Annotated in this window: 12 protein-coding genes and 1 pseudogene; 8 read left to right on the forward strand and 5 right to left on the reverse strand. The window is 43.4% G+C overall.

Translation table 11 applies throughout. The features are described 5' to 3' along the window. Positions 1-114 precede the first annotated feature (114 nt). Positions 115-2,628, reverse strand: a complete 2,514-nt coding sequence (locus CC97_RS02205; RefSeq protein ID WP_044973530.1) for a heavy metal translocating P-type ATPase — start codon at positions 2,626-2,628, stop codon at positions 115-117. A gap of 429 nt (positions 2,629-3,057) precedes the next feature. Between CC97_RS02205 and CC97_RS02210 the strand changes: the two genes are divergently transcribed. Beyond that, positions 3,058-6,318, forward strand: a complete 3,261-nt coding sequence (locus CC97_RS02210) for a beta-L-arabinofuranosidase domain-containing protein (protein WP_242848098.1) — start codon at positions 3,058-3,060, stop codon at positions 6,316-6,318. A 239-nt stretch (positions 6,319-6,557) separates the two neighbouring features. On the opposite strand, the gene CC97_RS02215 is transcribed toward CC97_RS02210, so the two are convergent. After that, positions 6,558-7,607, reverse strand: a complete 1,050-nt coding sequence (locus CC97_RS02215; protein ID WP_044973531.1) for a GntR family transcriptional regulator — start codon at positions 7,605-7,607, stop codon at positions 6,558-6,560. Positions 7,608-7,938: 331 nt separating this feature from the next. Here CC97_RS02215 and CC97_RS02220 point away from each other — a divergent pair, with 331 nt between their 5' ends. The 7 genes and pseudogenes from CC97_RS02220 (at position 7,939) to CC97_RS02250 (ending at position 16,576) form a co-directional block, all read left to right on the forward strand. After that, positions 7,939-8,994 (forward strand): ABC transporter substrate-binding protein, encoded by a 1,056-nt coding sequence (locus CC97_RS02220; RefSeq protein ID WP_044973532.1) that lies wholly within the window; start codon positions 7,939-7,941, stop codon positions 8,992-8,994. A gap of 213 nt (positions 8,995-9,207) precedes the next feature. Further along, positions 9,208-10,723 (forward strand): annotated as a pseudogene (locus CC97_RS02225) (sugar ABC transporter ATP-binding protein). After that, positions 10,720-11,799 (forward strand): ABC transporter permease, encoded by a 1,080-nt coding sequence (locus tag CC97_RS02230; RefSeq protein ID WP_044973533.1) that lies wholly within the window; start codon positions 10,720-10,722, stop codon positions 11,797-11,799. Before CC97_RS02225 ends, CC97_RS02230 begins: the two are co-directional and overlap by 4 nt. Further along, entirely contained in the window at positions 11,800-12,816 is a 1,017-nt protein-coding gene (locus tag CC97_RS02235; protein ID WP_044973534.1) for an ABC transporter permease, read from the forward strand. A gap of 18 nt (positions 12,817-12,834) precedes the next feature. Continuing rightward, entirely contained in the window at positions 12,835-14,379 is a 1,545-nt protein-coding gene (locus CC97_RS02240; RefSeq protein WP_044973535.1) for an FGGY-family carbohydrate kinase, read from the forward strand. 13 nt (positions 14,380-14,392) lie between these two features. Continuing rightward, positions 14,393-15,859, forward strand: coding sequence for an L-arabinose isomerase (gene araA, locus CC97_RS02245; RefSeq protein WP_044973536.1), 1,467 nt, complete (start codon positions 14,393-14,395; stop codon positions 15,857-15,859). 18 nt (positions 15,860-15,877) lie between these two features. Further along, positions 15,878-16,576, forward strand: coding sequence for an L-ribulose-5-phosphate 4-epimerase (locus CC97_RS02250; protein ID WP_044973537.1), 699 nt, complete (start codon positions 15,878-15,880; stop codon positions 16,574-16,576). A 129-nt stretch (positions 16,577-16,705) separates the two neighbouring features. On the opposite strand, the gene ectB is transcribed toward CC97_RS02250, so the two are convergent. The 3 genes from ectB to CC97_RS02260 form a co-directional block, all read right to left on the reverse strand. Further along, entirely contained in the window at positions 16,706-17,950 is a 1,245-nt protein-coding gene (gene ectB / locus CC97_RS02255) for a diaminobutyrate--2-oxoglutarate transaminase (RefSeq protein WP_044973538.1), read from the reverse strand. Between the two features lie 124 nt (positions 17,951-18,074). Further along, on the reverse strand, positions 18,075-18,404 hold the full coding sequence (locus tag CC97_RS18475) for a hypothetical protein (protein ID WP_049962630.1): 330 nt from the start codon (positions 18,402-18,404) through the stop codon (positions 18,075-18,077). A 142-nt stretch (positions 18,405-18,546) separates the two neighbouring features. Further along, positions 18,547-19,005: a PIN domain-containing protein gene (locus CC97_RS02260; RefSeq protein ID WP_049962631.1), complete on the reverse strand. Its 459-nt coding sequence runs from the start codon at positions 19,003-19,005 to the stop codon at positions 18,547-18,549. Positions 19,006-19,071: the final 66 nt, after the last annotated feature.

A 19,071-nucleotide genomic window follows, 5' to 3' on the forward strand; every position in this document is an offset into this window, starting at 1 on the left:
CAGCTGTTACAACCAGATGATTTAAGAAAAGCACAGATAAATACAGATCCGTGCTGTACCCGTACTTGATTATGTATAGATTATAACACATTTTTAATTATAAAACAAGCGTTTTCACCAAATTTTCATTACTTTATATTCTTCTGCTTCAACTGCACTCTTCAGCACTTCATCAGCAACATCAGAAGAAAGCGTAACAACTGCTTTGTTCTCCTCATGGCTTGCGCTGGCACTTTCCACTCCGTCTATCGCTTCAAGAGCCTTCTTTACATGTGCCTCGCAGCGAGTACACATCATTCCTTCGATCTCAATAGTTTTTGTCATAGTTTTTTCCTCCGTTTTAAATTCTCCGGCAAATTCTGTTCCGGAATAATTCTGTTTTATTTTTTTATCATGACTGTCATCATGAATTTTAACAAGATTGAGTCTGAGGGCATTCATGCAGACACAGAAACTTGAAAGCGCCATTGCCGCTGCTCCGTATGCCGGTTTCATTTCAATACCGTAAAGTCCCATTGCAAGCGGTATGCAGAATGCGTTGTAAAAAAACGCCCAGAAAAGATTTTCATGAATGTTTCTTAATGTGGCACGGCTCAGCCTTATTGCGGCTGAAACATCAGTAAGCCTGTTTTTCATTATTACTATGTCGGCAGCATCAACAGCAACATCTGCTCCTGCTCCTATCGCTATACCCGTATCTGCTGTGACGAGTGCCGGAGCATCGTTTATTCCGTCGCCAACCATTATAGTTTTTCCATGCTTTTTAAGAATTTCCACACATCTTGATTTTCCGTCAGGAAGCACTCCTGCGACAACGTCATCCACTCCTGCCTCAGCGCCTATTGCCGCGGCTGTACGTTCATTGTCTCCGGTTACCATCACAACACTGATACCCATACCCTTAAGTTCCCTGATGGCCTTTGCCGAATCTTCCTTTATCGTATCAGCTGCTGCTATAAGACCGATATATTCATCATTCCGCATAAACAGAAGCGGGGTTTTTCCCTCTGAAGCAAGCGCATCTGCTTTTTCACGTATTTCCGGCGACAGTTTTACTTTCCCTGAAATGAATTTCAGACTTCCTCCTGTAAGTGTATTGCCTTCAAGCTTTGCAGTAAGTCCGTTTCCGGGAAGTGCTTTAAAATCAGTTACTTCCGTTACTCTGAGTCCTTCCGCCCTTTCAGTAACAGCCTTTGCAAGCGGATGTTCACTTTTCGCTTCAAGTGAGGCTGCCAGTATGAGCAGTTCTTTTTCAGATATCTTTTCCGGAATTATATCAGTGACCCTTGGTTTTCCCTCGGTTACAGTGCCGGTCTTGTCAAGTGCTGCTATTCCTGTCCTGCCCGCCGATTCAAGAGATTCCGCAGTTTTATAAAGAATACCGTTTCTTGCACCGACTCCGCTTCCAACCATTATCGCAACCGGTGTGGCAAGTCCCAGCGCACACGGACAGCTGATGACCAGAACTGAAATAGCCCTGGCAAAAGCAAAACCGACTTCCTTTCCGGCCAGAATCCATCCGGCAAATGTCAGCAGAGAAAGAATAATTACTGAAGGAACAAATATTCCTGATACTTTGTCCGCAGTTCGTGCAACAGGAGCCTTGGTCGCTGAAGCATCGGAAACTGTCTTTATTATCTGTGAAAGAGTCGTGTCCTCACCTACTCTCGAAGCCCTGCAGCGTATATACCCTGAAGTATTTACAGTTGCCGCCGAGACAGGAGAACCTTCCTCCTTATCCACCGGAATGCTTTCACCGGTGAGTGCGGACTCATCAACTGATGTTGAACCGAAAACGACCACACCGTCAGCCGGTATTTTTGCACCTGGTCTTACTGCAAAAATATCTCCGGGCTTTAATTCAGAAATGCTTACTTCCCGCTCTGCACCGTCTTCATAAAGCAAAGCTGTTTCAGGACGAAGCTTTACCAGTCCCTTAAGAGCGTCAGTAGTCCGTCCCTTTGAAACTGCTTCAAGCAGTTTTCCGACTGTTATAAGGGTCGGGATCATCGCAGCGGACTCAAAGTACAGATTCATTCCGTACTTCATAACTGTTTCGCGGTCACCGTTTCCCTGTGCCAGTATCATTGCAAAGAGCGCGAAAAGTGAATATCCGAAAGATGTACCTGATCCGAGTGCCACAAGTGTATCCATATTGGGAGCACCGTGCAGAAGTGACTTTATTCCGCTTATGAAAAACTTCGAGTTTATGATCATAATCACTATTGCAAGAAGCATTTCAAATAATCCGAGAAATACGTGATTGTCAAAAGCATACGGTGCCGGGAACCCCCACATCATATGCCCCATGGAAAAATACATTAATATTAATAGTACGATACCTGAACTTACAAGTCTTTTTTTCAGTTTCGGAGTCCCGGTATCCTTCAGCAGTTCTTCAGCCTCATTACTGCGTTCATCCCGTGAACTGCCTTTTTTTGAAGCTCCGTAACCTGCTTTTTCAACTGCCTTTATTATATCTTCCGAAGAAGCTGTACCTTCCACTCCCATGGAATTCGTGAGCAGACTTACAGCGCATCCGGTTACTCCCGGCACTGAAGACACTGCTTTTTCCACCCTTGTGCTGCAGGCGGCACAGCTCATTCCGGTAACATTATACTGTTCCATAACAGCTCCTTTCCGGTTTAATCAGTGTTTCCTGAAATTCGTTGTAACTGTATTTACCAGTAACCGATAATTTATCATAACGCTGTAAACGGATTTTGTCAATAGGTTCAGCATCAGACCATGGTACTGTCTGCAGGAAAAACTGTCACCGCAAAACTTGGTTAGCTTTATCTAACTGTTTAAAATTATAACATTCATCCTGTGTCGTGTCAATAGCGGAAAGTAATATAAGTATACAAATTTTGTGCAGCATTAAGAATACAAATACATCTTTCGTCAATAACTATAAATTTTATTCAGATACAGATTGACTTTTTAAGCAGTTTAAGCTATACTATTATTGTAAAGTTAAATACGCCATGTGCGGTGGTGCAAATAAACTGATAAAAATTTGTACCATAGACAAATCACAGGAGGGATTGTATACCTATGACGTGTACAAGAAACTGGAAACGTGTTCTGTCATTAGTCGTTTCAGGAATGATGGCAGTAACGTGTATTTCGTTTCCGAAAAACAATGAACCGACCAGTGTTTTAGCCGCTGCGCCTAACATCGAAAGTTTTTCTCTGAGCGATGTTAAAATGACAGATGCATACACGGTCAATGCCTACTCAAAAGAGATCAAGTATCTGCTCTCTTTTGACACCGGAAAACTGCTTGCCGGTTTCCGTGACAATGCAGGCCTTTCGACAAACGGTGCAACAAGATACGGCGGATGGGAAAACTCACTCATCGGCGGCCACACTGTCGGACATTATCTGACAGCTATTGCACAGGCTTATGCCAATCCTCTGACAACTTCCGAACAGAAAGATGCTCTGTACAAGAAAGCAAAGGATCTTATCGACGGAATGAAAGTATGTCAGCAGAATTCAAAGGGAAAGCCGGGATTCCTCTGGGCAGCAAACATCAAAAACCGCGGAAATGTTGAACAGCAGTTCGACAATGTTGAAAACGGAAAAACAAACATCATCAATGAAGCATGGGTTCCGTGGTACACAATGCATAAACTCATTGCCGGTATAGTTGATGTTTACAATCTCATGGGCTATGAACCTGCTAAGGATGTTGGTTCATCACTCGGTGACTGGTGCTACAACCGTGCTTCAAAATGGAGCGACCAGACTCACAACAAAGTACTCTCAGTTGAATACGGCGGAATGAACGACTGTCTTTATGAGCTTTATCTCATAACCGGAAAAGACAATCACGCCGTTGCAGCTCACTACTTTGACGAAACTGCACTTCATGAAAAGGTTCTCAAGGGCGGAACTGATGTCCTCAACGGAAGACACGCAAACACTACTATTCCGAAGTTCATCGGTGCTCTCAAGAGATACATCGCAGTTGACGGCAAGACAATAAACGGTCAGAAAGTAGATGCTTCCAAATATCTGCAGTACGCTGAAGCTTTCTGGGATATGGTAGTAACTCACCATACATACATCACAGGCGGTAACAGTGAATGGGAACACTTCGGCAAGGACGATATTCTCGATGCCGAAAGAACAAACTGTAACTGTGAAACATGTAACTCATACAACATGCTCAAACTCAGCCGTGAACTCTTCAAGATCACAGGTGAAAAGAAGTACATGGATTTCTATGAGAATACATATTACAACTCAATTCTCTCGTCACAGAACCCTGAAACAGGTATGACAACATACTTCCAGCCGATGGCTACAGGATACTTCAAGGTATATTCATCAGAATTCAATCACTTCTGGTGCTGTACAGGAAGCGGTATGGAAAGCTTCACAAAACTCGGTGACACAATGTACATGCACAAGGGTAACACTCTTTACGTAAACTACTACCAGAGTTCAGTTGTGAACTGGGCAGACAAGAACGTTAAAGTTACACAGGAAAGCACTATTCCGAACGGAAATACAACAAAGTTCACGATCGACGGTTCCGGATCACTTGAATTCCGTTTCCGTATTCCTGACTGGCAGGCTGACAATATGACGATCTCAGTCAACGGCAGCAAATACAACTACAAAACTGAAAATGACTACGCTGTAGTTTCAGGCGATTTCAGTTCAGGCGATAAAATTGAACTTACTATCCCTCTGGCAGTTAAGGCTTACCCTCTTCCGGACAACCCGTCATCATACGCCTTCAAGTACGGCCCGGTAGTTCTCAGTGCTGAGCTCGGAACTTCAAACATGAAGCAGGGTACAACAGGTATGAACGTTTCAATTCCTGCTGATGCAGTTACTCCGACAAAGACTATCAACCTCAAGGATTCAAGCGGTACCCTCTCCTCATATATGTACAAGATCAATGACTATATGAAGAAGGATGCTAACTCACTCAAGTTCACACTTACAGGTGCTGATACAACACTTACATTCACACCTCACTATCAGCAGTACAAGCAGCGCTACGGTATCTACTGGATATTCAAGGCATCAGGCAATGCTGTTGAAGAAGATATCCCGCGTGCAAAGGAAACTGTAATTGATACAGTTCAGCCTGGTTACGGCCAGTATGAAAACGACGAACTCCACGCAATGGACGAACAGAACTCAGTTAGCGTAACAGATGACAGTACATACCGTTACGCTACAAAGGGCGGTCACTTCAAATACCAGATGGCAGTTGACAAGGATGCTGCCTACACACTTCTTCAGGTAACATTCAGAAAAGCTGACAACGGCAAGCCGATCGTAGTAACAGCCGGCGACAGAGTACTTTTCCAGGGCAAGCTCGACTATTCAGGTAATGAAGATACATATAACGTAAGCTACATCATTCCTGACTATGTGCTTGAAGACTGCGTAAAGAACATTTCAGCAAACGGCACTACCTACGATGTTATCGACATCGGATTCTCATCAGGATCAACTGCTGATTCAGCAAGAGTATGTGACTTTATCTACACAAAGGCTGTAAAGCCTGACTATCAGATCGACAGCTCAATAGCTTACTTCGTTGACTGCGGCGACCACAATACAAGAACTGCATCAAACGGTGATAAATACGGCTACTACAACTCACTTACAGAACAGCTTTACGGACCTGACCAGGTTACAGGCATGAAATGGGGCCTCGTTGATGATCCGTCCGACCAGTACGGCGGAAGCAAGAACAGCAAGGGCCTTTACACAGCAAATACATGGTGTGACGAAAGAAACACACAGGACGGAAGAGCAAAGACAGCATCTTTCCGTTACACAAAGAACCAGTATGAAAACAACATCGACCGTCACCTTGACTACCGTTTCGATCTTCCGAACGGCAAGTACTCAGTTGAACTCTGCTTCAGCGATCCGTGGTCATGTTCGACCTCACCTACTGTATATCAGGTAGACGGATCAGGAAAGAAGACTGCAGTTGCTGAAAACTGTGCAACAGACAGCAGAACAGCTTCAAAGGGTAATGTTACTGTTACAGACGGAACACTCAATTTAAGCATTACATCAGCTGACAAGGCTATTAATGTAAACTACATTATCATCCGTGCAGTTGATGTTGATAAACTTCCGCTTGCAGCTGCAACACCTGTAAAGGGTGACATCAACAAAGACGGTTCATGCAATTCAGCTGACCTTCTTGCTCTCTGCAGCTACATGACAGGAGCAAAGGATTCACTCGCTGATGCTTCTGCAGCTGACTATGATTCCGACGGTAAAATAACTATCGTTGACTTCTGTCTGCTGAAGCAGGCTCTTATGAAGTAATTTTCACGGAGAAAATCCTGAGAATATTACTCCTCAAATCAGCGTTTCCCTAAATCAGAAAACGCTCTGGTCAGAAATGATCAGAGCGTTTGTTTTTTATATTAAGGAAAAACTCTGCGCTGATCTGCAAACAGATCGGCGCACCTCTAAAAAATCAGCCTCTGACGTCAGATACGTACAGAGGCTGTTCTTTGTTTTACGAACAGAATTTTCATAAAACTTTACACATTATTTTATAATCAGGTACTTTCTTTTTCAGCAAGTGTCCACTGGACACATTCGGAATGTGATTTTTTTCCGTTAAGAATATCTATCAGCTTATTAGCCGCAATAGAGCCGATATTTCTGTCCTCATAGGACATTGAAGTGATACGCACCGGTGAGATCTCACTGAAGTTGCTGTTGTCAAAACTTGCAACTGCAATATCTTCAGGAACGCGTTTGCCGTACTGTGTAAGCGTTCTTATCAGGCGGATAGCTATGTCGTCATTGTAACAGACTACAGCAGTTGAATCGCCTATACGTGAAAGAATCGTTTCAGCGTTTGAGAGCATCTGTTCCTTTGATTCGGTGGTATACCAGATGACCTTTTCGTCGCCTACAAGTCTGCCTGCATCACGCAGAGCTGAAATATAGCCTAAGTAACGCTGATGTCCCTGTATGTCATCACTCTTGAAAAATCCTGCGATACGTTCATGTCCTTTTCCAAGGAGATAGTTCACAAGTTCATATCCGCCGCTTCTGTTATCTGCGCATACAGAAATCGTTCCCTGCAGTTCAGGATTATAACTGTTAAAAAATACAACAGGAATACGGCGCTTGAACAATTTTGCGTACAAATCAAAATTCGGGTTAGGCATAGCCGTTTTTGTTCCTTCGATCAGAAAACCGTCGATCGGTTTGTTGAGCAGATCTTCAAGGATCGTTCTTTCACTGTATACTCTGTTCCCTGTAGCGGCAAGCACAGGTGTATAGCCGTTAGCTGAAAGAACAGATTCAACAGCACGAAGCTGGCCCGGGAATATATAGTCATCGATGTATGTTGCTATAACTGCAATAATGTGACTGCGCGGACTTGTACCCTTACCCTTTACTACAGATCCGCTTCCCTGCCTTTTTACAATAAGGTCCTCGTTCACAAGTATCTGAAGTGCTTTTCGTACAGTCTGGCGGCTCATGCTGTACCTTGCCGAGAGTTCTTCTTCAGTCGGAAGACTCTTTCCCTCGGGATACTTTCCGGAACGAATGCCTTCCTTGAGTTCTGCCGAAAGCATTTCGTACTTTTTCAAATTACATACAACTCCTTATAAGATTGTAACAGGTTCTTATACAAATATAATACATCTAAAAAAGGGAATTGTCAATAACATGTACGCATTTTTAAGATAAAAGTACTATTTTGTGCATACAATTTAGCAATAGTGCACAATGATTTTAAAGTTATTATAGTAAATTTAGTTCTTGAAATCACATTGTGTAATATGATACAATATAAACAACCTGATGAGGCGGGTAAAAAATCAGAGATTTGTATGTGTAAATGATTAAATAATCCTCTCATCGAAAGGTCGTAAAAACTTTTTTTAATTTCTTAAATTGTAAGAGATCAGGAGGAAAAACATGAAACTCAAAAAGACATTAGCTATCTTATTCAGCTTGACACTCGGACTTGCTGCATTCACAGGATGCGGCCCTGCAGGCGAAAACAACGGGAACTCAGGAAGCGCTCCGGCTGCCGGAAACGAAAATTCCGGTGAAGACAACGCTTCCGACGGAAACACAGATTCATCCAAAAAGCTGATCAAGGTCGGAATCATAAACAACGATCCTAACGAATCCGGCTATCGTAACGCCAACGACAAGGATCTTAAGGCTACTTTCACAAAGGAAAACGGCTACGATGCTTCTTTTGCATACAGCCTCCAGAATGAAGAACAGATTGCAGCAGCCAAGGGCTTCATTCAGGACGAAGTTGACTACCTTCTCATTTCAGCTGCAAGCACTACCGGCTGGGACACAGTTCTCAAGGATGCACAGGCTCAGGAGATCAAGGTAATCCTCTTTGACCGTACTATCGACGCTGACGAAAGCCTCTACGAAGCTTCTATCGTATCAGATATGGCTAAGGAAGGCCAGACAGCAGTAGACTGGCTTGCAAAGCAGAATCTTTCAGAATTTAACGTTGTTCATCTTCAGGGTGTAGTCGGATCTGCAGCTCAGATCGGACGTACAGGCGCTCTTGATAAAAAGGCAGAGAGCGATGACAAGTGGAACATCGTTACACAGCAGACTGCTGAATGGAACGCAGAAAAGGCTCAGCAGATCGTTCAGTCAGTTATCGATTCAGGCAAGAAGTTCAATGTAATCTATGCTGAAAACGACGACATGGCTAAGGGCGCAGTTGCTGCTCTTGACAAGGCAAACATCAAGCACGGTGTAGGTCAGGACGTTATCGTAATGGGATTTGACTGCAACAAGTGGGCTCTTGAAGAACTTCTTAAGAAGAACTGGAACTACGACGGTCAGTGCAACCCGTTCCAGGCTTCATACATTGATGAGATCATCCGTGATCTTGAAAACGGCAAAAAGCCTGCAAACAAAGTCGTATACATGGAAGAAAAGGGATTTGACGCAGAAACCATCACACAGGCTGATGTTGACCAGTATGGTATCTGATATAACAAGCGACTTTTAATGTTTTCTTAAATCATATATAAAAAGCGCGGCTCTGAATATATGGATAATACCATCCTTTTTTCCGGGTCGCCTTTTTTTGAAATTTTTTCAGATAAAGTTGTTCGAATTTAATACAAAAATATATATAGGGATGTTTTTTAGCTGTTTTTAAACAAGCAAAAAGTATTAATTTTGTCACACGGAGGCGATATCATGCAGGATGACGTTATTTTACGGCTCGAAGGCATCTGTAAGGAATTTCCGGGTGTAAAAGCTCTCAGTAATGTACAGTTCACGCTTCACAAAGGCGAGATCCACGCACTTATGGGTGAAAACGGTGCCGGAAAATCCACTCTCATCAAAGTTCTGACAGGCGTTTATCAGAAAGATGCCGGTAATATTTATATGGACGGAAAGCCGGTATCGATAACATCTACACAGGAAGCACAGAAAAACGGAATAAGCACAGTATATCAGGAAATCACTCTCTGCCCGAATCTTACAGTTGCTGAAAATATGTACATCGGACGTACAGACAGCCTGACAACAAACTGGAGGCAGATGAACGCAAATGCAGGAAAACTTCTTGACTCACTGCAGATCCCTGCTTCCCCTTCCCAGCAGCTGAGCGACTGCTCGATCGCAGTACAGCAGATGGTTGCTATTGCAAGAGCTGTTGATATGGACTGTAAGGTACTTATTCTCGATGAACCTACTTCATCACTTGATGAACGTGAGGTGGAAAAACTATTTAAACTAATGACTGACCTGAAAGCAAGAGGTGTAGGTATTGTATTCGTTACACACTTCCTTGATCAGGTGTACTCAGTATGTGACCGCATAACCGTTTTAAGAGACGGAACGTTTGTAGGTGACTATACTATAAGTGAACTGCCTAGAGTTCAGCTCGTTTCCAAAATGATGGGCAAGGAACTTGACAGTTTCGAAGATATCAAACAGGAAGAAATAGCAGATACCATTGACAGAAATCAGCCTGCAGTATTTGAGGCTTCTGATCTGTCAAGTGCTGCCGGTGTAAATCCTTTTGACTTCAGCATAAGAAAAGGAGAAGTAAACGGATTTACCGGACTTCTCGGTTCCGGACGAAGTGAGTCAGTTCGTGCGATCTACGGTGCTGACAAGATAACCGGCGGAAAGATCCGCATGAACGGAAAAGAAGTTACCATAAAAAAAACCTCTTGACGCTATGAAACTCGGCATAAGCTATCTTCCGGAAGACAGAAAGCGCGACGGAATAATCGGTGATCTTTCTGTAAAGGACAACATCATTCTTGCACTTCAGGTAATGAAAGGAATGTTTAAGCCTATTTCAAAGGCAGATGCTGAAAGATTTGCTGACGAATACATAAAACTCCTCGGCATCAAGACAGCCTCTGCTGAAACACCGATAAAATCGCTTTCAGGCGGTAACCAGCAGAAAGCGATACTCGCAAGATGGCTTCTCGCAAATCCGGTTTACCTTATACTTGATGAACCTACACGAGGAATCGACGTCGGCACAAAACTTGAAATACAGAAACTTGTTCTCAAACTTGCTGCCGAAGGAAAAAGTGTCACTTTCATCTCATCAGAAATAGACGAAATGCTTCATGTCTGCAAACGTCTCATCGTTATGAGAGACCGTCACGTAGTCGGCGAACTTACCGGCGAAGACCTTACACAGACGAAGATAATGTCCACTATTGCCGGAGGTGAAAAGAAGAAATGACACAGAACCAGAATATTTTTATGAGGATCATTAAGAAACAGATCTTCATTCCGATAGCAGCACTTCTCATACTTGTGCTCTTCAACCTTATAGCCGATCCTTCATTCTTTAAAGTAGAGATCGGTAAAAACAGTCTGGGAAATCCTGTTCTCATGGGAAATCTCATTACTATCCTTGATAACGCATCAGAACTTGTCATTCTTTCAATAGGTATGACACTTGTAACAGCTGCTTCCGGCGGACAGGATATTTCAGTCGGCGCAGCCATCGCACTTGCCGGAAGTGTTGTACTCAGGGTACTCTGCGGAACCGATCCGCGTCCTGAGACCATGCAGGCACCTATCATCGTTGCCTTCCTCGTATGCTGTATGGTAGCAATGCTCTTCGGCGCATTCAACGGTGTTCTTGTGGCGTATTTCAAACTGCAGCCGATGGTAGCAACACTTATTCTGTTTACCGCAGGCCGTTCAATTGCAGCCTGGATCAATCACAACCAGCTTCCTATCATAAGCGACCCGCAGTTCGGCTACTTCGGAAACTTCTTCCCTGGTATCCCTGTACCTTCACCGATATTCGCTGCAATACTGTTTATGATATTAACAGCACTTGTACTTCGTTTCACCAAGCTTGCTCTCTTTACACAGGCAGTTGGTATTAATTCAGAATCATCAAGACTCAACGGTCTTAATCCTGAATTCATTAAATTCATAACATATGTTATCCTCGGTTTCTGCGTAGCAGTTGCAGGTTTTATAAAAGTAAGCCGTCTTTCAACTATCAACTACTCAGTAATTGCCAAGGACATTGAAATGGATGCCATTCTTGCAGTCGCTCTCGGCGGCAACGCTCTCAGCGGCGGTAAGTTCAGCATTTCTTCTTCCATCCTCGGTGCATACGTTATCCAGTTCCTCACTATCACACTGTACAAATTTGATGTACCTTCAAGTGCGCTTCCTGCATACAAGGCAATAGTTGTTATCATCCTTGTTGTTCTCAGTGCTCCTGTAGTAAGAGCCAAACTTGCTGAACTCAGAAAACGTTCAGCATCCGGCAGCACAGCAAAGGAGGCAAATTAAATGAAAAACAGAAAAAGACTGACTGATTCAAATTTGCTTCTTATCATCACAATAGCAGTATTTCTCCTGATGTACATCGGAGCAGTTGCTTTTCTCGGCGGCGGATTTACAAAACCGCAGTATTTCTTCAATATTCTCAATGACAATGCTGCACTGATCATTATATCATGCGGAATGAGCCTTGTAATGATCACAGGCGGTATCGATATCAGTGTCGGCGCAGTTACGTCACTCGTATGTATGTGCTGTGCTGTACATCTTGACTTTAACGGCGGAAATGTGTTCACATCAATGCTGATAGCACTTGGCATCGGTATTGCATTCGGCCTCATACAGGGATTCCTGATAGCATATCTTGAAGTCCAGCCTTTCATAGTAACACTTGCAGGTATGTTCTTCGCAAGAGGTCTTACCACAATAGTAAACAGCACTCAGTTCAATGTTGAAAACGAGCAGTTCAAAGCTCTCAAGGACACACGTATCCTTCTTCCGGGAATCGGTTCATACAACAAAAACGGAAACTTTATTCAGGCTTACGTCGAGATCGGTGTTGTAGTCGCACTTCTTACAGTTATCCTTCTCTTCATCCTTCTCAAGTGGTTCCGTCTCGGACGCAGTTTCTACGCTGTCGGCGGAAACGCACAGAGTGCAAATATGCTTGGCATAAATGTAAAACGAACAAAATTCTTTGCATATCTCATCTGCGGATTCCTCGCAGGTATCGGCGGATTCGTATATTTTCTCCACGTTGGTTCAGGTTCACCTTCACACGCAACCGGTGCTGAAATGAACGCAATTGCTTCTTCCATCATAGGCGGAACAATGCTTACCGGAGGTTCAGGAAATATCATCGGAACTCTGTTCGGAGTAATGTCGCTCAGCACCATTAAGAATATCGTTTCATCACTCGGCCTTGACGACGCATGGTGGACAAATATCACAGTTGCAGCTATGATCTGTCTCTTCATCGTTGTACAGAGTGTGGTTCTTTCAAGAAAGAACAAATCAGCCCGCTGACAGGAGAACATAAACAATATGAGTACAAATGAAAATAAATTCAGAAACTGTCTCGGAATTGAGTTCGGATCAACACGTATAAAGGCTGTAGTCACAGATAACAGATTTGAACCGGTCTCATCCGGAGACTATACATGGAAAAGTTCATATACCGGAAAAATATGGACCTACGACCTTGACGAAGTATGGAAAGGTCTTAATGAAGCTCTGAAAAAAGCAGATACCTCAAATGTTGATGCAGCCGGTATCTCAGGAATGATGCACGGTTATCTTGCATTTGACAGCGACTGGAATCTTCTTGTTCCATTCCGTACCTGGCAGAACACAATAACCGGCAAAGCTGCTGAGGAACTCACAGAGCTCTTTGATTTCAACATTCCGCAGAGATGGAGTATAGCTCATCTTTATCAGGCTGTACTGAACGGTGAGGAGCACATTTCAAAACTGGCGCATATAACAACGCTGGCCGGATACGTGCACTATATGCTTACCGGTGTAAACGCGGTCGGTATCGGTGAAGCTTCAGGTATCTTCCCTGTTGACAGTGAAACTTCTGACTACGACAGCAGAATGCTTGACAAATTCGATAAGCTCATGGCAGACATGAACTGCCCGGTAAAAATAAGAGAAGTTCTTCCGAAGGTCCTGACTGCAGGAGAAACAGCCGGAAAACTTACGGAGGCCGGTGCAGCACTTATCGGAAATGCACTTGAAGCCGGAATTCCTTTCGCTCCTCCTGAGGGAGATGCCGGAACCGGCATGACAGCCACAAATGCTGTAGCACCGGGAACAGGCAATGTATCAGCCGGCACTTCAGTATTTTCGATGATCGTGCTTGACAAACCTTTAAGCAGGGTTTATCCGGAAATCGACATGGTAACTACCCCGACAGGCAAACCTGTTGCCATGGTACACTGCAACAACTGCACCAACGACATGAATGCCTGGGTAAACATTTTTAAGGAAGCTGTTTCACTGTACACCGGAAAAGAAGTATCAGACGATATTTTCACAAAGCTTTATGAAAAAAGCCTTGAAGGTGACGCAGACTGCGGCGGAGTTATTGTAAACAACTATCTTGCCGGTGAAAGCATCACACATTTTGACGAAGGCTGCCCGATGGTATTAAGAAACGCAGAAAGCAGCTTCAATCTCGCCAATCTCACCCGTTCAATGCTCTATTCAACGATAGCAACACTTAAAATAGGCATGGACATACTGGCTGATGAAAATGTAAAGATAAGATCACTGACCGGACACGGCGGTCTGTTCAAGACTCCTGTGGTAGGCCAGAAATATCTTGCAGCAGCCTGCGGTGCTCCCGTTACTGTTATGAAAACAGCCGGCGAAGGAGGACCTTACGGAATGGCACTTCTTGCAGCTTACATGCTCTGCAGAAAGGATTCCGGAACACTTGAGGAATTTTTAAATGAAAAGGTATTTGTAAACACTGAGATTTCAGTACTTTCACCTGAAAAAACAGATACCGAAGGTTTTGAAAACTATATGGAAAAATATAAAAAATCACTGGATGTTGAACGCACCGCAGTTATTTCAATGTAAAGGAGATCTTATAATGAAAAAATATGAATTCTGGTTTGTTGTGGGCTCACAGCTTCTTTACGGTGAGGAAGTTCTTGATACAGTTGCCCGTAGAGCAGAGGAAATGGCAAAATTCCTTTCTTCAAAACTCCCGTTCCCTGTTGTCTATAAAGTAACTGCGAAAAGCAGCGATGAGATCAGTTCAGTGATCCGTGAAGCAAATTACAGAGATGAGTGTGCAGGTATCATCACATGGTGCCACACATTCTCACCAAGCAAAATGTGGATAAGCGGACTTAACTCCCTTCAGAAACCATGGTGCCACTTTGCCACACAGTACAACCGAGAAATACCGAATGAAGAAATCGACATGGATTTCATGAACCTTAACCAGGCTGCTCACGGTGACAGAGAACACGGATTTATCGGCGCAAGACTCCGCAGTGCCAGAAAGATAATAGCTGGCTACTGGAAAGATGAAGATGTTCAGAAAAGACTTGCTTCATGGATGAAGTCTGCAGTCGGCGCTGCATTTTCAAAGGAAGTCCGCGTAATGCGTTTCGGCGACAACATGCGTGATGTTGCTGTTACTGAAGGCGACAAGGTAGAAGCACAGAAGAAGTTCGGCTGGCAGGTAAACACATGGGCAACCGGGGATCTTGTAAAGGAAATGTCAAAGGTAACTGAAGCCGAAATCGACGCTCTTATGGAAGAATACAAGAGCTCGTATGACATTGCCACTGACAACACAGATGCCATTCGCTATCAGGCTAAGGAAGAGATCGCTATGGAAAAAATGCTGAAGCGCGAAAAATGCACGGCTTTCAGCAATACTTTCCAGGATCTTTACGGTATGGAACAGCTTCCTGGGCTTGCTTCACAGCACCTTATGTCAAAGGGCTACGGCTATGGCGGTGAAGGCGACTGGAAGGTATCTGCCCTCACAGCCATCATGAAAGTCATGGGCGAAAACGGAAACGGCGCTTCTGCATTCATGGAAGACTACACCTACCATCTTGTTCCTGGTTCAGAATACAGCCTCGGTGCACACATGCTTGAGGTTTGCCCTTCCCTTGCTGCTGACAGACCGAGGATCGAAACTCATCACCTCGGAATCGGCATGAACGAAAAGGACCCTGCCCGTCTTGTATTCGAAGGAAAAGCCGGTGAAGGTATTGTAGCCTGCATCATCGATATGGGCGGACGTTTCAGACTCATCATTCAGGATATTGAGGCTGTAAAACCTATTATGGATATGCCGAACCTCCCTGTTGCACGAGTAATGTGGAAAGCACTTCCTGATCTGAGAACAGGTCTTGAATGCTGGATATGCGCCGGAGGTGCTCATCATACAGTACTCAGCTACGATGTAACTGCTGAACAGATGATCGACTGGGCAAGAATCATGGATATCGAATGCGTTCATATAACAAAGGATACAACAGTTGAAAGCCTTGAACGTGAACTCCTTGTAAACGATCTTGTATGGAAACTGAAATAATATTTAAGGAAGATAACTATGCTTGAAGAATTAAGACAGAAAGTTTACGAAGCCAATATGGAACTTCCGAGAAGAAATCTTGTAACATTTACATGGGGAAACGTTTCCGGCATCGACCGTGAAAGCGGTATCGTGATCATAAAGCCATCAGGCGTGGAATATGATGAGCTCAGACCGGGTAATCTCGTTGCTCTTGATCTTGACGGAAACGTAGTCGAAGGAAAACTGAATCCTTCGTCTGATACAAAGACTCACATCGAACTTTACAGGAAATATCCTGAGATCGGCGGTATAGTACATACACACAGTCCTCATGCTGTTGCATGGGCACAGGCTGTAAGGGATATTCCATGCTACGGTACAACACACGCTGACTACTTCTACGGTCCTGTACCGTGTACAAGAGAGCTTACAAAGGCTGAACTCAATGAAGACTATGAAAAGAACACAGGAAAAGTGATCATTGAGACATTTGAAAGCAGAAACCTTGATGTAAATGCAGTTCCGGGCGTTATATGCGCAAGCCACGGTCCTTTTACGTGGGGAAAAGACGCCGCAAAGGCTGTTTACCATGCAGTTGTACTTGAAGAAGTTGCTAAAATGGCTCTTATGACTGAACAGCTGAAAAAAGACGCAGTTCCTGCGCCTGATTATCTTCAGGACAAACACTACATGCGCAAGCACGGTCCGAATGCCTACTACGGACAGAAAAAGTAATTTTCATTCTTTATTTTCATAATATACGAAAACGGCTGATACCATCGAAGATTTCATGGTATCAGCCGTTTTTTATACGCAAAAAAGCGTGCGGACAGATCATGACTGCCATCACGCTTAAAATTACTGTTAAAGAACTTCCTTTATCGACTTTTCAAGGATCTCAAGTCCTTCGACAAGAACATTGTCTTCTATTGTAAGAGGAGGCATTACCTTGAGGACACCGTCATGTCTGCCGGCAACTTCAAGTATAAGCTTATTGTCAAAAGCCTTGTGCACGCATTCGATCGCAAGCTTAGGATCGATCCCGTTCAGGTCAATGCCCCAGATGAAGCCGATTCCTCTGATGCTGATCCTTTTATCAAGAGAAGCAATACGTTCATTGAGGAACTTTTCTATTATTGCTGATTTGCGCTTTACATCGCTTTCGAGATTATGGTTATTGTAGTACTCAATACCTGCCTTGCTTCCGACAAATGCAAGCTGATTTCCTCTGAATGTTCCGTTGTGTTCCGCAGGACGGAAAATATCGAGTTCAGGGCGGACAAGAACGATGGACATAGGCATTCCAAGACCGCTTATAGACTTTGAAAGCACTACCATGTCAGGCACTATACCTGCTCTTTCAAATGAGAAGAATGTACCTGTTCTGCCGTTTCCGACCTGAATGTCATCCACGATCATTACTATTCCGTGGTCATCGCATATCTTTCTTACGGCCTTTAACCATTCTGCATCAGCAACATTGATGCCGCCTTCAGCCTGGACTGTTTCAAGAATTACAGCTGCCGGCTTGTCAAAACCGGAGTGATCATCTTCAAGAACTTCCTTAAGGTATTCTATTGAATCAATACGGCTGTTGCAGTAAGGCATAAAGGAAACATTGTCAAGAGGAACTCCTGCTCCCTCACGGCTTATTCTGTCAGTAGTGCATGCAAGGCTTCCCATTGACATTCCGTGGAATGCGCCTGAAAATGCAAATACATTGGTTCTTCCTGTATTCTTTCGCGCAAGCTTGAGTGCAGCTTCTATTGCATTTGTACCTGTTGAACCGCAGCACATTACTTTATAGTCGAGTTTTCTTGGTATGAGTATAAGGTTTTCAAGAGCTTCAATAAACTCTCTTTTCGCTTTTGTATACATATCAAGAGCGTTGATAATACGGTCACTGCTCAGATAATCAAGAACAGCAGCCTTTATTTCCGGATTATTGTGTCCGTAGTTTACTGAACCTGCAACAGCAAGGAAATCAATATATCTTTCGCCCTGTTCTGAAAACAGTTCAGCATTTTTTGCTTCATCAAAAACTACAGGATATTTTCTGCAGTAGGATCTTACATTTGATTCGTATTTTTCAAAAGTTTCAAACATCATTAGTCTTCTTTCCGGCGTCAAAATAATCTTATAACTTAAAAACAACCATTTTTAATTTTATCACTGTACAAAGCTTACGTCAATAGTTTTATGCAAAATAAAATCTGTTTAAACGTCAAAAAAATCAGAGATATTTCTTTATTTTTTTATAAAGATCATTACCCTTGTCCTGTCCGTATTTTTTTACAAGAGCTTTATTTGCAAGCGTTTTTGAACCGGACTTTCCGGAATATTTAACTGCTACCGAAGCAAGAAAATCAACCGCTTCAGATCCGAGCTTTGCTCCGGAAAGATCTTTTTTAACTGTTACACCCAACGAATTACCGGTACTGTTATCACTGGTTCCGGAACCGGAAAGACTGTTGTGCTCCTTTACGACTTTACGTACAAGGTCGTAAACGTCACTGTAGTCAGTGAAAATCTGTCTGAGGTCATTGTGAACTGAGGTAAGCATGTGCTTTTCTTCAAAATGGCTCGTAACTATTGCAGTGATCTCATCTGTAAAGCACGGACTGATCTCGCTTTCGCCTATCGCTTTTCTGAGTCTTTCGGAAAGCTCGTTTTTCTGCTGTTCAATACTGTTTTTCCGTGCATTTTTATCTGTTTTTTCTGTTATTTACACTGCCGGAAACATCGGCTTTCTTTTCCTTTTTGTCATGTGTCTGCTTTTTGTTCTTTTTTTCCGTGCTGACCGGAGCGCTCTTTATCACCGGGGTTCTTTTTACTGATACGTTTTCGGCTTCTGTCCAGAATCTGATGATATTGTCAAAGTCCGTGTCCTTGCTTACTATTATACATTCAAAATTCTTTCCGCTGTTCTTTCCTACAAGATAGCCAAGATATGATACTATATGCATATCAGCGGACTGGTTGCCGCATGGTACCTTATGTATCTCGAGCGACGCTGCCCTGTGCCGGTGCAGAATATTCAGGTCAAACTTCGTTGATTTGTCCGTGAAAAATACATGGATATGATCGCTGCTTCCGAGCAGCTCACATCCGGAAAATCCCCCTGTACTGACGTTTTCAAAATCGATTAAATAATATGTTTCCAATTTATTACCCTTCTGTGTTTTTTACAAAGGAAACACTGACAAAGCCTTATCAGCCGTTAAATCAGT

The sequence above is a fragment of the Ruminococcus sp. HUN007 genome (assembly GCF_000712055.1).
Taxonomy (GTDB): Bacteria; Bacillota; Clostridia; order Oscillospirales; family Ruminococcaceae; genus HUN007.

Excerpts from the sequence above, each read along its gene's own strand:
- CC97_RS02205 (WP_044973530.1), bottom strand. The coding sequence starts at position 2,628 with ATGGAACAGTATAATGTTACCGGAATGAGCTGTGCCGCCTGCAGCACA.
- CC97_RS02210 (WP_242848098.1), top strand. The coding sequence starts at position 3,058 with ATGACGTGTACAAGAAACTGGAAACGTGTTCTGTCATTAGTCGTTTCA.
- CC97_RS02220 (WP_044973532.1), top strand. The coding sequence starts at position 7,939 with ATGAAACTCAAAAAGACATTAGCTATCTTATTCAGCTTGACACTCGGA.
- CC97_RS02230 (WP_044973533.1), top strand. The coding sequence starts at position 10,720 with ATGACACAGAACCAGAATATTTTTATGAGGATCATTAAGAAACAGATC.
- CC97_RS02235 (WP_044973534.1), top strand. The coding sequence starts at position 11,800 with ATGAAAAACAGAAAAAGACTGACTGATTCAAATTTGCTTCTTATCATC.
- CC97_RS02240 (WP_044973535.1), top strand. The coding sequence starts at position 12,835 with ATGAGTACAAATGAAAATAAATTCAGAAACTGTCTCGGAATTGAGTTC.
- araA (WP_044973536.1), top strand. The coding sequence starts at position 14,393 with ATGAAAAAATATGAATTCTGGTTTGTTGTGGGCTCACAGCTTCTTTAC.
- CC97_RS02250 (WP_044973537.1), top strand. The coding sequence starts at position 15,878 with ATGCTTGAAGAATTAAGACAGAAAGTTTACGAAGCCAATATGGAACTT.
- ectB (WP_044973538.1), bottom strand. The coding sequence starts at position 17,950 with ATGATGTTTGAAACTTTTGAAAAATACGAATCAAATGTAAGATCCTAC.
- CC97_RS18475 (WP_049962630.1), bottom strand. The coding sequence starts at position 18,404 with ATGCTTACCTCAGTTCACAATGACCTCAGACAGATTTTCACTGACTAC.